13 protein-coding genes are annotated in these 14,674 nt (G+C 38.6%); 11 read left to right on the top strand and 2 right to left on the bottom strand.

What is annotated here, in order from left to right; all coding sequences use genetic code 11:
• Positions 1 to 232 precede the first annotated feature (232 nt).
• The 5 genes from sipW (AC4E8C_RS15150) (at position 233) to AC4E8C_RS15130 (ending at position 7,020) form a co-directional block, all read left to right on the top strand.
• Complete coding sequence (sipW, locus tag AC4E8C_RS15150; protein ID WP_490207491.1) at positions 233 to 796, top strand: signal peptidase I SipW; 564 nt, start codon at positions 233 to 235, stop codon at positions 794 to 796.
• A 106-nt stretch (positions 797 to 902) separates the two neighbouring features.
• Positions 903 to 1,436: a TasA family protein gene (locus AC4E8C_RS15145; RefSeq protein WP_490207490.1), complete on the top strand. Its 534-nt coding sequence runs from the start codon at positions 903 to 905 to the stop codon at positions 1,434 to 1,436.
• Between the two features lie 66 nt (positions 1,437 to 1,502).
• Positions 1,503 to 2,342 carry a hypothetical protein gene (locus AC4E8C_RS15140; RefSeq protein ID WP_490207489.1) on the top strand — a complete coding sequence of 280 codons (840 nt, stop codon included), beginning with the start codon at positions 1,503 to 1,505 and terminating at the stop codon, positions 2,340 to 2,342.
• 104 nt (positions 2,343 to 2,446) lie between these two features.
• Positions 2,447 to 6,373, top strand: coding sequence for a fibronectin type III domain-containing protein (locus AC4E8C_RS15135; protein ID WP_490207488.1), 3,927 nt, complete (start codon positions 2,447 to 2,449; stop codon positions 6,371 to 6,373).
• Between the two features lie 122 nt (positions 6,374 to 6,495).
• Positions 6,496 to 7,020 (top strand): hypothetical protein, encoded by a 525-nt coding sequence (locus AC4E8C_RS15130; protein WP_490207487.1) that lies wholly within the window; start codon positions 6,496 to 6,498, stop codon positions 7,018 to 7,020.
• 82 nt (positions 7,021 to 7,102) lie between these two features.
• Here AC4E8C_RS15130 and AC4E8C_RS15125 read toward each other — a convergent pair whose 3' ends face one another.
• Positions 7,103 to 7,450, bottom strand: coding sequence for a helix-turn-helix domain-containing protein (locus tag AC4E8C_RS15125; RefSeq protein WP_490207486.1), 348 nt, complete (start codon positions 7,448 to 7,450; stop codon positions 7,103 to 7,105).
• A gap of 266 nt (positions 7,451 to 7,716) precedes the next feature.
• Between AC4E8C_RS15125 and AC4E8C_RS15120 the strand changes: the two genes are divergently transcribed.
• The 5 genes from AC4E8C_RS15120 (at position 7,717) to AC4E8C_RS15100 (ending at position 12,011) form a co-directional block, all read left to right on the top strand.
• The gene (locus AC4E8C_RS15120) at positions 7,717 to 8,316 is read left to right on the top strand and encodes a TasA family protein (protein ID WP_490207485.1); all 600 of its coding nucleotides are present in this window, start codon (positions 7,717 to 7,719) and stop codon (positions 8,314 to 8,316) included.
• A 172-nt stretch (positions 8,317 to 8,488) separates the two neighbouring features.
• Complete coding sequence (gene tapA / locus AC4E8C_RS15115; protein ID WP_490207484.1) at positions 8,489 to 9,262, top strand: amyloid fiber anchoring/assembly protein TapA; 774 nt, start codon at positions 8,489 to 8,491, stop codon at positions 9,260 to 9,262.
• Positions 9,263 to 9,336: 74 nt separating this feature from the next.
• On the top strand, positions 9,337 to 9,912 hold the full coding sequence (gene sipW, locus AC4E8C_RS15110) for a signal peptidase I SipW (RefSeq protein WP_490207483.1): 576 nt from the start codon (positions 9,337 to 9,339) through the stop codon (positions 9,910 to 9,912).
• Between the two features lie 55 nt (positions 9,913 to 9,967).
• Positions 9,968 to 10,591 (top strand): LPXTG cell wall anchor domain-containing protein, encoded by a 624-nt coding sequence (locus tag AC4E8C_RS15105; RefSeq protein WP_490207482.1) that lies wholly within the window; start codon positions 9,968 to 9,970, stop codon positions 10,589 to 10,591.
• Between the two features lie 571 nt (positions 10,592 to 11,162).
• On the top strand, positions 11,163 to 12,011 hold the full coding sequence (locus AC4E8C_RS15100) for a DegV family protein (protein WP_490212579.1): 849 nt from the start codon (positions 11,163 to 11,165) through the stop codon (positions 12,009 to 12,011).
• 34 nt (positions 12,012 to 12,045) lie between these two features.
• On the opposite strand, the gene AC4E8C_RS15095 is transcribed toward AC4E8C_RS15100, so the two are convergent.
• Positions 12,046 to 12,936 carry an MBL fold metallo-hydrolase gene (locus AC4E8C_RS15095; RefSeq protein ID WP_490207481.1) on the bottom strand — a complete coding sequence of 297 codons (891 nt, stop codon included), beginning with the start codon at positions 12,934 to 12,936 and terminating at the stop codon, positions 12,046 to 12,048.
• A 217-nt stretch (positions 12,937 to 13,153) separates the two neighbouring features.
• Between AC4E8C_RS15095 and AC4E8C_RS15090 the strand changes: the two genes are divergently transcribed.
• Entirely contained in the window at positions 13,154 to 14,668 is a 1,515-nt protein-coding gene (locus AC4E8C_RS15090) for a spore germination protein (RefSeq protein ID WP_490207480.1), read from the top strand.
• Positions 14,669 to 14,674: the final 6 nt, after the last annotated feature.

The raw sequence follows: 14,674 nt of genomic DNA, 5'->3' as shown, positions 1-14,674 counted from the left end.
AACTCAAGAGAATATTAGTATAATACCTAAAAACAATACTTTTTGACCAAAAATGGCTAAAATTGGAATTATATTATTCGAAATAAATCGAATATACTATTGCCATAAAGTTCGTTAAATAGAACAAAATGAATTGGAATATAGAAAGTTATTGGTCCCTACCAGTAAATTTCATTCAAATTTACTGGAGGTTTTGAATGTCAATTCCCTTAATAAAAAGGATGGTAATAAAATGACAAAAACTAAAAAGTGGGTAAGTGGATTTGTTACTTTTCTTATTTATGGAGTGCTGGTTTGTGTTGTATTTATGGTGTTTTCTTCCAAGCTTTCAGGAGGAAGTCCAAAGATTTTGCGACATGAAATTTTGACGGTCTTATCTGGGTCAATGGAGCCCGGAATTAAAACGGGTTCGATTATCTCTGTAACACCCGTTAAGAATCCCACAAAGCTTAAGAAAGGGGACATTATTACCTTTAAGACTAAGGATGACCCTAATCAACTGATTACTCACAGAATTATCGAGGTCCAAATCGTGAATTCTTCAATCCAGTATATGACAAAAGGCGATCATAACGATGGAAATGATCCTTCCCCTGTTCCTATTTCAAATGTTGTTGCAAAATACGATCACTTTACCATTCCTTTTGTTGGGTACGTACTATCTCTTGTGAAATCTAATCTAGGCGCTATTTTGTTACTGATTGTTCCAGGGGTTTTAATGATTATTCGGTCGATTCTCTCGATTTGGAAATCTATTAAATCAATGGATTCTAAGAATGAAAGTCCTCAACCATAAGGATGGTTGGAATTGATTGATGTCACTAAGTTCTTCGGGACTTATGCGATTCAATATAGAGGATTTGAAACCTAAAAAAGAAAAAAGGGAAAAGGAGGAATTTTGTGTGAGTATTAAAAAGAAATTTGGCGGAGCAATTTTTACAACAGTCTTGGGGGCGGCCTTAATCAGCGGAGGAACATTTGCATTGTTCAACTCGACGACTACTAATTTAGGAAACACCTTTACGGCAGGAACGGTTGTTGTAACTGACATTACTGAGGGATCACTAGCATCACAAGAAGTTAACTTTGACAATCTCGCACCAGGGGATTCAAACACATTAACGATGAAGGTGAAAAATGATGGGACACTGGATGAATGGGTAAAGATTGATACGGCGGCATCAGATGCTTCTAAAAATGGCAGTATTTTTGAAGGTACTACACCGCTTACTTTAACATACTCTCCTGATGTAATTAAATTAGCACCTGGAGAAACGTATGATTTTTCAATAGACTATGAATTTCCAATTAATGCAGATAACAGCTACCAAGAAACAACTGGAAAATTCAATGTGGTAGTGGCTGCCGTTCAAGCTCGAAATAATACGGAATACAACGGAAGTAATGAGGAAGTTGGACCAATTACCTGGGATTAAATCCAAGTTCTAAAGAAGGCGTAGAGATTGGCGACCTTTTATGACCTACTAAAGGAGGATCACGGAATGAATAAAAGAAGAAAACTGATGGCATTGTCGTTAACAGGTTTGTTGGGAATAGGGTTGGCTGTCGGCGGGGCAACATTTGCCTTATTTTCAAGCACGGCAACGAATGCTAACAACCAATTTACAGCAGCTAAATTTCATATTTCATCTAATCGAGATGATGTACCTACGAATGGACCGATGTTTTACACCAATAATAATGCAGATACTCCAGGAATTAATCCTACAGGAGTTTGGGCTCCAGGGGATAAACAAACCCGTGGCTTATTCTTGAAAAACGACGGCAACTTAGAAGCAAAATTGAAGTCAATTTCTGTGGCTGATGCAGCTGGAAGCAATCATGCAGATAATCAAAAATTTGCCCAACAGGCAAAGGTAATTATTTGGCAAGTGAAATGGTTTAACTCAGTTGGTTTAAATGGTAATGTATCAAATTTGAATGCCACACAAATGGATAAAATTATGAATTATTTAAATGATGGTTATAAGGCTTGGGCAGCACAAAATCCAGATGGAGACCCAACACATGACCCTAATACCAAAAGACAACTTTTACAAGCAGAAAATGTCTTTTTAATGCAATATATGAATGATATCATGGCGGTTCCTGGTGCGCAAATTAATGATGGTATCGTAAAGGTTACCAACCTTTACAGCACAAATTTGGCGGATTTGAATAATTCCGCCGATGTAAACAGTTTTGGAATTACAACGGCCCCTGGGAAGGCACAATTATTGGCTTTTACAGTAGAACTACCTTTAGAAACAGATAATTCTGCTCAAGGTATATCAACAAAACTAGATTTTAAAACGTATTGGGAGCAAGCCCGTAACAATTAGTGGGTGGCAGTGATGAATCTGACATCTTTACAATCGGGAATAAAGAGCGATGTTTGGTTCATGAAAAGATATAAAAATATATTAGGGAGAGATGCTGATGTGCTATGGTTAGGTTTAAAAAGGCGAAAGTAGCGGGACGGAAACTTAAACTAGGGCTGCTGGCAGGTTTGTTAGCAGTGGGGGTAACTCCATTTGGGGGGAGCTCTTCGATGGTATCTAGAGCTTTAGCGGCAACGGGTGTTCCAGGCGGGACTCCAGATTATTGGACAACGCCAAACTATGCAAATAGCCAGCTACCGGAATTTGATTCAAACGGCAATCACATTGCTGGAACAGGTATTAGGAAATTTGTGGATACATTACCCGGATTAGGTGAAGCAAATAAAAATAATCTTGGACAGTATCTCCCGGTTGCTGTTCCGGATACCACAACCTATCCTGGTTCAGACTATTATGAAATTTCTTTAGTAGAGTATGAAGAACAAATGCATAGTGACTTACAACCCACCAAGCTTAGAGGCTATAGGCAAACAAATACAACAGATGCTTCTATTAAAAAACCAAATTATCTTGGTCCCGTCATTGTTGCGAAAAAGGATCGGCCAGTTCGAATTAAATTTACGAATGATTTACCAACCGGGAGTGGAGGAGATTTATTCTTGCCTGTAGATGAAAGTCTTATGGGGGCAGGGATGGGGCCGGATGGAGTCAATATGTATACCCAAAACCGTGCTACGCTTCATTTACATGGTGGAATAACTCCATGGATTAGTGATGGTACTCCACACCAGTGGATTACACCGGCTGGAGAAGATACCCCATATCCAAAAGGGGTCAGTGTTCGGAATGTACCAGATATGCCCGATCCAGGTGACGGATCGCAGACATTCTTTTATACTAACCAGCAAAGTGCAAGGTTAATGTTTTTTCATGATCATAGTTATGGGCTCACTCGGTTAAATGTCTATGGCGGTGAGGCCGCAGGTTATCTCATTAGAGATCAGGTCGAACAAGATTTAATCGACCGAGGAGTGATCCCTAGTGGAAATAGTGAAATCCCATTAATCATTGAAGACAAAACGTTTGTTCCTTCTGATACCCAGCTGAAAGCAACCGATCCAACTTGGGATACTAATAAATGGGGGGGACAGGGTAATTTATGGTTCCCGCATGTTTACATGCCAAACCAAAATCCTTATACCTTATCCGGTGCAAACCCAATGGGCAGGTGGGATTATGGTCCATGGTTCTGGCCGCCAAATACAGGTTTGAAGAACGGTCCAATCACAAATCCGTTAGATGGCGAAGTTGGGCAAGCACCAATGAATCCAGGGACACCAAATGTATCGACCTCTCCTGAAGCTTTCATGGATACCCCTGTCATAAACGGTACCGCCTATCCAACCTTAACAGTGGATCCAAAAACCTACCGTTTTCGTATCCTGAATGCTGCAAATGATAGAATGTGGAATCTTCAATTCTATAAAGCTAAGTCCAATGGCGAGATGTGGAATGCTGATGGCACATTAAACGACGGTGATGCTGGTGAAGTTAGTATGGTGGATGCAGTTCATAAAACAGGTTACCCATCGACTTGGCCAAGTGATGGCCGCGATGGCGGAGTCCCAGACCCATCGACTGTTGGCCCAGAAATGATTCAAATCGGAAATGACAGCGGCTTCTTACCAAATCCGGCCATACTTAAAAATCAACCTGTCAACTATGAATATGGCAGAAGAAGTATTACGGTTTTAAACGTATCCGAAAAAACCTTATTACTAGGACCTGCTGAAAGAGCTGATGTCGTGGTCGACTTCAGTAAGTATGCCGGTCAGACACTTATTCTTTATAATGATGCACCGGCACCTGTTCCAGCTTTTGATCCACGGTATGATTATTACACAGGGGATCAGGATCAGTCGGCGACGGGTGAAAATACGGGTGGTGCTCCTACAACACAACCTGGGTTCGGACCTAATACTAGGACAGTCATGCAGATTAAGGTGGCGGCAGATCCAAATGCAACAGACACTACTCAAGCAACTATTGATAAATTAAAAGCGGAAATGCCAAAGGCTTTTGCTGGAGGTCAAAAAGAGCTAATTTTTCCTAATTCTCCTGATGATCCAAATCGTAAATGGGTTAATATTCAAGATAACACTTCAACCTTTACACCGCCTGGAACTTCCACTTCGATTACGAAAGAACTAAAGCCGAAGGCGATTGCAGAGGAGTTTGAACAAAATTATGGGCGGATGAATTCAACCCTTGGGGTGGAAATGCCTAATACTAACTTCCAAAATCAAACGACCATTATGCTTGGGTATGTAGACCCAGTAACGGAGGACCTGACAGATTCCATGAATCCAATAGGTTCACCAACCGGTGACGGTACACAACTTTGGAAGATTACTCACAATGGGGTTGATACACATGCCATGCACTTCCACTTGTTTGATGTGCAAGTTGTAAACCGTGTGGGCTGGGATGGTTCGATTCGATTCCCGGATGAAAACGAATTAGGCTGGAAAGATACGGTCAGAATGAATCCGTTGGAGGATGCAATTGTCGCTCTAAGGCCGATTTCACCTAAATTACCATTCGGTGTCCCTGATAGCATCCGGCCATTAGATCCAACCATGCCGCTAGGCTCAACTGGACAATTTATGAATGTCGATCCACTGACTGGAAACCCGGTAACTGTAACCAATAAAATGACAAACTTTGCATGGGAATATATTTGGCACTGTCATTTATTAGGACATGAGGAAAATGACATGATGCGGACCATGAAATTTAACTTTATCAACACAAAGCCAAGCGCATCTACCTTAAGTTTAACAAGGACTAACGGAGGACAAGTCGATTTAACCTGGACCGATCCAACGCCAGTACCTCTTACGAATGACAACTATGATTTGACCAAATTGGGTAATTCCTCTAACGAGATCGGCTTCAATATCATGCGTGCACAGGTTGTAAACGGTAAAGTTGGAACGTATACAAAAATAGGATCGGTATTAACAAATAATACAAAATACACTGATACAACCGCACAAGCAACTACAACTTATTCGTATAGAGTTGATGCTTTTAATGCCGCAACAGCAGCCGATAAGCTTGATCCAATTTCCTACCTTACTGGAGGAACTCCTTCTAATGCAGTTACCACACCAGGTCTCCCGGCAGCACCAAGTAATTTAACGGCTGCACAGTCAGGGGCAAGTGTGAACTTAACCTGGAAAAATAATGCAACAAATGTAACCGGATATATTGTTGAACGTTCAACGGATGGTCAGAACTTTACCGTAATAGGAAAGCCGACAGGTACCCAGTTAACAGACACTAATCTCAAAGCAGGGACGACATACACCTATCGTGTAAAAGCAGTCAATGGAACAGTTGAATCTATTTATTCAAACACATCAAGTGTGACCATTTCGGATATCTCACCTACAGCTCCTAGCAATCTAACAGCTAGTGTGGTATTTGGGCCGGGTGTTAAGCTGACGTGGATAGACCAATCGTTGAATGAGACGGCATTTACAATTGAACGTTCAACAGATGGGATAAATTTCACTGCAATCGCTTCACGGGGCTTGAAAACTGGCAGTGCAACAACGGTTTCGTACACAGACACTACTGTAGAAGCTGGAACTAGCTACTTTTATCGAGTGAATGCAGTAAATGGTAGTGTAGCTTCGGATTATACCAATGTAGTTCAAGCGGCGATAACGATTGTGCCTGCTGCGCCAACGGGAGCGGGCGCAACTGTAACCAGCGGTACTACAAGTGATACCATTAGGGTCACTTGGACAGCTCCTGAAGGTACAGTTAGCAGCTATGATGTTCAATTTTCGACTGATTCAACATTTGCTACAAATGTATCAACCTATAATACTGGCAGTACTGGGACGCTATACTCGAGGTCAGGGTTTACTAAGAAGAAAACATACTATATTAGAGTGCGTGCTGTAAATCAAATTGGAAACTCCACATGGTCAAATGTAATAAGTGTCCTAACACCTTAAGGAAGAATTGAGTTAGGTGACAGAGGCTTGGCTGCGAATATACAAAAGTAGTCGATTCGCAGCTGACCACTAAGGATGAACCTGCCATTAAGGTAAGAGATCTGTTTTAAGGAGGTTTATGAATGAAAAACAAAAAATTGATTGTCTCAGTTTTTATAGCCTTACTGCTAATTCTGGGGACAGTTGCAACAGCTTGGCATAATAATAATACTGCCTTTGCTAAGGGTAAAAACAAGCCACCTTCAGTCAATGCAAAAGCCATAATGAGCCAATATTCCCCACCCAAGTCAAAGAATAAGACAGGATCAACCGGAAATACCATTCGCAGGAGCCGCCTATCGCAAATGAATGTGGTAAGTGAAGCAGCACAAGTATTTAATGTTTTACCTATTAAAATAATAGAAGAAATGAACAAAGGGAAAACATTAGTGCAAATTGCGAAGGATAAGGGAATGACGAAAGCCGAATTCTTACAAAAGCTAAAGGATGTTGAAAATAAACTCGTTGATGACGCAGTCAAAGCCGGAACCATTACCCAAGAGCATGCAGATGCTATAAAAGCAGGCCAAAAGGATCGTTTAACAAAGAGTCTTACCCTTAAGTCTGTAGATGTTAAGGACCATCAGTCAATGGATATGGGAAACTAAAAAAGAATTAAGCAAATAACCCGACGAAGGAAGTCTTATCATATCCTTTTTCGGGTTTTTACATAATCGATTTGTACCTATTTTACTTGTAGTTTTGTTTCTTCATCCAGGCTTGAAACTTTATGTAATTTAAGTATTCCTGGAAATCTTCTTTTTTTAGGCCATCTTTTAAGGCTTGCTGAATCAATGTCTTCCACTCATCATCCAGACTTTTCTCAAACTGGTTTTGTGACTTTAGATCCTCTAACAGATCGTCAATACTAGTATCTAAGGGAATAGCAACCTTTTGTAAAAACTGAAGAGAAGGATTGGTTTGCAATCCCCTTTCAAGCTGACTTATATACGACTTTGACACATCTGCCAGCTTTGCCAGCTCACTGATTGAAAAACCTTTTTCCTGCCTCATCTCCTTAATCTTTTTCCCAATCATATGGACCATACCCCTTTAAATTTAATTCACTTTATGTCTAGTTGGATAAATACATTATAAAGAACAATTAATTCTTTATAAAATACAAAATAGTAAGAAAATGGGAGGAAACAGAAAGAATTATGGTCAAAATGTTCTTTATTAAGAAAATTTGAAGGAATTTGAGGTTTTCCAAGTTCGTTATTTTGTCATATACTCAATTTGTAAGTTCGTTAATAAGAACGAATCTTATATCTAAATAAAGGGATTAAGAGGAGGAAAAGAAAATGAGTATTAAAAAGAAATTAGGTTTGGGCGTAGCATCAGCAGCACTAGGATTGTCACTCATCGGTGGAGGTACATATGCGTACTTTAATGATGTTGAAACAAATGTTAGTAACTTTGCTAATGGTACGTTAGATATTAACGTACAAGGAAATGATAAAGCTAATGCAATAATTGACGTTTCCAATTTAAAACCTGGAGATACAATGCTCCGAACATTTAAATTAAATAACACTGGATCATTAGATGTATCCAAGGTTTTATTAACTTCTGGATATGTTGTAACAGACAACGGATTACCTAATGCTGGTAAGGATTTAGGTAAGGACATCAAAGTGAAATTCCTAGTTAATAAAGATAAGAGAACTGAAGTTGTTCATGAAACTACATTATATGCCTTAAGTCAAACAGACGTTGTGGAAAGAGATTTGCTCGGTTGGATTTTAGGTGGAGAGCCTGATGGTCTTAAATCAAAAACAAGTGATGAATTCTCCGTTTTGTTCGAATTTGTTAATAATGGTGATCAAAATGTTTTCCAAGGAGATTCTCTAAAACTTACTTGGAATTTCGATGCTAAACAAACAGCCGGTACATCTAGATAATTAAAAGAAAAAAGAAGGGTGGGGTAAACCCATCCTTCTTTTAAAAAATATACTACTTTATTCTTTACGATTTAAATAAAATTTACCCTTATTTTTATTCAAATCGTAAAGAATAAATAAATATCTATACATAATAAATATATTTTTAAAGCAAATTGAGGAGATGAGGGGTGTGATTAAGATTAGAAATACTCGATTAAAAAAGTTTAGTAAAAAAAATAAAAAGATTAGTCTTTTATCCCAAGTCATCGCAATTTGGTATGTACTGATGTTTACAATGGGATATTTATCCTCTGATACCAGTGCATATTTCAATTCTACTTCGGAAATTAGTGGGACCATTACTGCAGGAACCTGGCAAGAACAATGGGATAAGAGTTCGCTAGAATTTACGAATAAAAAAGATCAACTTATTACTGCTTGTGATGCAGTTGAAATTTCAGTAGCAATTAAAAATAGTGGCAGTGATATGGAAGGTCAGTCTCAATTTGAAGTATTTTACGAAGAAAGTCAAAATCCAAAGGATGGTCAAAAGATAGGGGATGGGATTGTTGAACCACTTAAATCTGGTGAGACAAGTGCACTAAAATTTACGATCAACAAACCTGGAAACTATAAATTTAAGGCACTTCAACGCCCAGGGCACGCGAATAAGTATGACACAAGACAGGAACTATGGAGTGAAACCATTACGGTGAACTGCCAAACTCCAACTCCCAAGAAAAATGAAGAAATACAGAATACTCAATCTTCAAAAGGGGAAGTAACTATTCCTGAAAATAATCAAAATCAATCAGCCGAAGGATTAAAGGGAAATGTTCAACCACCATCAATTGAGGGGTCAATAGAAAATACACAACCACCAGCAGATGAACAAAGTCAATCAAACCAAAATGGGGCTTCAGAAAACCAAAGCAACAGTGATTCTTTGTACAGAATCAACTAGAGAAACTATTAGACCATAAAATCGTTCCAAAAAGTAATTTGCAGATTGATAACGGAATAGAAAGGTAGTGCAAAATGAAAGTAAAAACTGTGAAAAAAATTCTTAATAACTTAATAACTGTAATCTTGCTAATCGTCTTTGTATTTATGTTATTTGTTGTTATTTCTTCAAAGGCCGCAGGAGGAGAACCTCAAGCTTTGGGTTACCAATTAAAGACGGTCCTGTCAGGATCAATGGAACCGGGTATCAAGACAGGATCAATAATAGCGGTAAAACCAGTCGACGATACGAAAAAATTCAAAAAGAATGATGTCATCACCTTTAAGGCGGACGAAAACAAATTAGTTACACACAGGGTAATAGAAGTAGTAAAGAACGGTGATACCGTAATGTATCGAACCAAAGGTGACAATAATAAAACTGAAGATATGAACCCCGTTCTCTCTGAAAATGTTGTGGCAGAATATACTGGTCTGAAGATTCCATACTTGGGCTATTTTGTTGAATTTTCCAAGTCAAAACAGGGTAGCGCCCTGTTATTAATTCTCCCTGGTTTACTGCTATTACTTTATTCGGGATTTACTATCTGGCAAACCATTTCCAAGCTAGAAAAGGATACAAAACAAAGTTCCGAAAAATCTATTAGCTAGCCATTTATAAGTAGGATTTAAATTTATTGAGAAAAAAGCCTTAAAGGAGGATACCATGAATGAAAAAAAAATAATCACTTTCTTGGTTTGTTATTTCTTAATGCTAGCAATGTGTATCCTAGCTCCATTTAGTCAAATTACCTATGCAGCTGAAGTTCAAGAAATAGACATTGCAACTTCACCAGAGAAGGTGTTATTCGATTTAACTAATCTCAAGCCAGGTGATTGGTCGGAGCGGACGTTAAATATTCAGAACAAGGGCAAGCAGGATTTTAAGTATCTATTCTCTAGTAAACTTAAAGAGGGCTCGGAAAAATTTTATAATGAACTGCTACTAAAGGTATCCGACAAGAAAAGTGTATTATTTGAAGGGAAAATGCAAGATTTCGCTAAACTAGATTCTAGATTTATAGCTAAAAATGGCTCAGAACAACTATATTTTAAGGTCGAGGTTCCAGAAGAATTAGATAATGAATTTCAAGGTCTAGCATGTAAGGTTGAGTTTAAGTTTTACGTTGAAGGTACATTGGGTGGAGTTTTACCGGTCGATGGACCTAAATTACCTGAAACAGGAACAAATATGTTCAATATCTTGGTAGCTGGAGCTGTATTAATATTATCAGGGTCAATTTTACAGCTTGTGTTCACATGGCGAAAAAAAATGGCAAAACAAGTTTAATAAAGCTTTTTCTAGAGAATTACTCTCAAGGCTATTGATTCTATTAGATGGAATGATTCATATAATGTATAGACTGTATTAAAAATTGGAGTGGAAACTGTGTATAAAAAAACCTGCCCCAACTGCCACAAACCTTCTTACAATAGCTGCGACTTCGGAACGTGGATTTGCCCTAATTGTCATCATAATCTATTTAATATTAAAATGTATGATGCCGAAACAGGAAAACATTATAAACCGCAATTATTTCTAATCAAAAAAAGTGATCTTCAGCAAAACAAAAAAGTGAAGGCCCAGATAAAGCCTTACATATTCAAATTATTCGATTAGTCGAACAGGCCATAATAATGTCCTGTTTTTTTGTATAAAAAAACATCACTGCCTATTTTTCATGAATTGGTCCGTAAATATGCAATTGATTAGATAGGGGATTAGAAATTACACATAATTCAATCCGCAAATGTACTTCTTAAATTTAAAATAATCCAATCAAGATGTATTTTGTTTTCTTCAAATCCTAAAACCTGTATAATACAAAGCATTAATGTATTTGTTGGGAAGTGAATTTATGATGAGCAAAATTAAAATTGTAACCGATTCAACTTTGGATATATCCAATGAAATGATTGAAGAACTTGGGGTTGTTATGGTTCCTTTGACTGTATCAATCAATGGAGAAACCTATTTGGATCGGATTGAAATTGATAATGTTGAATTTATTAAAAATATGAGTCACTCAAAAGAGTTGCCGAAAAGCTCCCAGCCGGCTGCGGGTGCCTTTCTTGAAGTGTACGATCGTCTTGGACAAGAAGGCTATGAAGTATTATCCATACATATGACCGGAAAAATGAGCGGGACCGTGCGCTCGGCAGAAAGTGCTGCTCAGATGACCGAGACAAAAGTAACGGTGGTCGATTCAGAATTTATTTCGAAAGCTCTAGGTTTCCAAGTGAAAGAAGCGGCCGTAATGGCGAAGCAGGGGAAGAGCATGGAGGAAATTCTCAAGCGTTTAGAATCAGTCCGGGAACATACGAAATTGTATATTATGGTCGACACATTAGAGAACCTTGTAAAGGGTGGGCGAATCGGCAAAGGAAAGGCTTTTATTGGTTCATTGTTAAATATTAAACCAATTGCCTCATTAGAAGGAGCCGAATATAATCCTGTCACAAAGGTTCGCAGCTATTCACAGGTCGTTAAATTTATGGCCAATCAATTCGCAGAAGATGTAAAAGGCAAAACCATTCGGGGTGTTGGCATTGCCCACGCTGAGGCCTACGAACTATCAACAAAAATAAAGGAAAAGATTATAGAATTAACCGGATACCAGGATATCGCCATTGATTATACAGGTCCGATTGTTAGTACACATACAGGACCAGGTGCACTTGCCTTAATGTATTATACAGATGAAGAATAACAAAAATGGATGGGTGAAATATCTCCATCCATTTTTATTTTGCCTTCACTAGTTCTCCATCTTTTTCCTTCACGGTCAGACCTAGGCGGGTTAAATGCTTACGGATCCCGCTCCGTTCCCATGTTTTGAGAATCGTATTTTCCAAGCTCTTCTTCGGATAAAAGATGCCCACACTAGTGAGTTCCTCAAAGTTCATCCCTTGCTGAACGTATTGAGTGATTCTTTCATCTCTGCGGTCAATGATGGCAAGAAATTTAGCCATGGCTTCTGTAAATTCCTGTTTGGAGAAAATCCCTTTTTGATGCCCGGTAATATAGGTGTCAGCATCAAGTGTCAGCAGGCGATTCCCCGAAGCAATAAAGTCCTCAATATTTCCGTCAGTCCCGTTATACCAGGGTCCAAACGAGGTCATATCATAATCACCGCTAAACACCACACCTAAGTCTGGAAAATAGGGACAGGCGAGACCACCCGTGTGGCCTGGGGTGTGTAAAAACTGGACTTTTACTTCACCGAATTTGTATTCTGTTTCATATTCATATGCCCCCGAAATTTCTCCAAGGTTCATAACCCACTCCTGCGGGACAGTTTCTTTCCACTTTTCAACACCTTTAGCTCCCCATTCCTGATAAACTCCATTTACACTTGCCACCCCTTCAATCGTAAGAGAGGTTTCAAATTCAATCGGATTGATCAGTTTGGTTGTCTTTGGAAATAGATGGTTATGAAGGGTATGATCAGGGTGGTAATGTGTATTTATGATTAGCTGAACCCCATAATCTTGATCAATTTCTTTTAGTGCCTTTGGTTCTGCCCCCGTATCAATCAGCACCTTTTCAGAACAATCAATAAACAGACTCCGAGAATAGGGAACTTTACTTGATTTTGCTCCTTCTACAATGATAATTGGGCCGATTCGATCCATTTGTCTTCACCTCTTATGGTCAATTAATTTATAAAAATATGATATGTTGACTGAATGCTCATTCATAATATCATAATTTTCAAATATATAAAAGAGTGTTTGACCCAGTCCAAATTATCATTACCCTGCTCGATACATGAGTAATCATGTAAGTTTTTTGGCTATAAATAGATTTATTGGTAAAAATAAAAAAAATGTCTGAACAAAGGTGAAACACATGTTCAAATGGATCACAGGGAAAAAACCTTCAGAGGAAAAAAAAACGCACAGCCAGCAAATTGATGAATTGAAGGAACAAATCAAAGGTCAGCTCCATGTAGGTGAAAATCTAATTTTCAGGTCCCTAAAACGAGATGGACAGAAAATGCTATTTTGTTATATGGACAGCCAAATCGATAATATGAGTCTTGATCAATTAATTATTTTTCCGATTCAAAAACATACCCAAACGGAGTGGACTTGTGAAGCTATTGCACAAATCCTGCCTATTGCTAACTTAACTGCTCAAAATCAACTGCAAGAAGTGGTTGAGGGAATAAATGATGGATACGTCTACATTTATGTGGAGGGCCAGCCCTATGGAATACTCGCGGATATCAGTAAAACGGTAGAACGCAGTATCGAAAAGGCGGAAACGGAATCACTTGTTTATGGTCCTAAAATTGCCTTTACGGAGTCACTGGACAGTAATATCAATATATTAAGGCAAAACATTAGAGACTTAAATCTATGTATGGAAGACCTAACACTTGGAACCAGGGCGAAGACAAAACTAAAACTTGTTTATATTAAAGACATTGCTGATGAAGCACATGTCAACACTTTTCGAAAAAAAATCACTGAGTTAAAGGCTGATTTTGTAGCTGGGAGTACCGTTCTTGGCCAATTAGTTGAAAATAACACCTGGACTGTTTTCCCACAATTGGTCACAACTGAACTCCCCGATCGTGTCTCAATTGCCTTAATGCGAGGCAAGGTGGTGATCTTAATGGATAGAAGTCCAGATGCCCTATATGGACCGGCACCGTTCTTTTCCTTTTTTGAATCAACGGAAGATGTCTATATGCGTTGGAACATGGGACTTTCGCTGCGGATATTGCGATTGCTGGCAGCGTTTTTATCAGTTTTGCTTACGCCTGCATATGTAGCCGTTTTAACTTATCATTATGAAGTAATTCCATCCCCCTTACTCGTTTCTTTAGGGCAATCAAGGTCAAATGTTCCATTTCCCCCGGTATTTGAAGCACTCTTACTTGAATTCTTTATTGAACTCCTACGGGAGGCGGGGGCGAGACTGCCAACAAAAGTAGGTCAGACGATGGGTATTGTTGGCGGTATTGTTATTGGGCAAGCAGCTGTGGACGCCGGATTTACAAGCAATATTTTAATTATCATCATTGCTTTAAGTGCCTTGGGCTCGTTTACGACCCCTAGTTACTTGATGGGCACTTCGATTCGAATGATTCGTTTTCCGATTATATTAATGGCCGGTCTTTGGGGTGGGATTGGAATCATGGTGTCATTTTGTTTTCTTCTCATTCATCTGATTAAATTGGATACAATGGGCGGGCCCTATCTCTCCCCAATCTATCCCTTTAGATGGAAAGATTTACGATATAGTTTTTTAAAATTACCTTCTCAATATCTAGTTAAAAGACCATTAACTAACCATGTAGATAACGAAATTCGATTTTCTGGAAAAAAGGCAAAGAAAAAGGATGTAGATGAATAGGAGCGG

Source organism: Neobacillus sp. SRL179, from assembly GCF_984799095.1.
The sequence above is the reverse complement of the archived record's forward strand: the minus strand, read 5'-3'. Positions and strand labels throughout refer to the sequence as shown.

What these genes read in the sequence shown, in the direction of transcription:
- AC4E8C_RS15090 (WP_490207480.1), top strand. Translation starts at nt 13,154, where the DNA reads ATGTTCAAATGGATCACAGGGAAAAAACCTTCAGAGGAAAAAAAAACG.
- AC4E8C_RS15135 (WP_490207488.1), top strand. Translation starts at nt 2,447, where the DNA reads ATGGTTAGGTTTAAAAAGGCGAAAGTAGCGGGACGGAAACTTAAACTA.
- AC4E8C_RS15125 (WP_490207486.1), bottom strand. Translation starts at nt 7,450, where the DNA reads ATGATTGGGAAAAAGATTAAGGAGATGAGGCAGGAAAAAGGTTTTTCA.
- AC4E8C_RS15140 (WP_490207489.1), top strand. Translation starts at nt 1,503, where the DNA reads ATGAATAAAAGAAGAAAACTGATGGCATTGTCGTTAACAGGTTTGTTG.
- AC4E8C_RS15105 (WP_490207482.1), top strand. Translation starts at nt 9,968, where the DNA reads ATGAATGAAAAAAAAATAATCACTTTCTTGGTTTGTTATTTCTTAATG.
- AC4E8C_RS15120 (WP_490207485.1), top strand. Translation starts at nt 7,717, where the DNA reads ATGAGTATTAAAAAGAAATTAGGTTTGGGCGTAGCATCAGCAGCACTA.
- AC4E8C_RS15095 (WP_490207481.1), bottom strand. Translation starts at nt 12,936, where the DNA reads ATGGATCGAATCGGCCCAATTATCATTGTAGAAGGAGCAAAATCAAGT.
- sipW (WP_490207491.1), top strand. Translation starts at nt 233, where the DNA reads ATGACAAAAACTAAAAAGTGGGTAAGTGGATTTGTTACTTTTCTTATT.
- AC4E8C_RS15100 (WP_490212579.1), top strand. Translation starts at nt 11,163, where the DNA reads ATGAGCAAAATTAAAATTGTAACCGATTCAACTTTGGATATATCCAAT.
- AC4E8C_RS15130 (WP_490207487.1), top strand. Translation starts at nt 6,496, where the DNA reads ATGAAAAACAAAAAATTGATTGTCTCAGTTTTTATAGCCTTACTGCTA.
- sipW (WP_490207483.1), top strand. Translation starts at nt 9,337, where the DNA reads ATGAAAGTAAAAACTGTGAAAAAAATTCTTAATAACTTAATAACTGTA.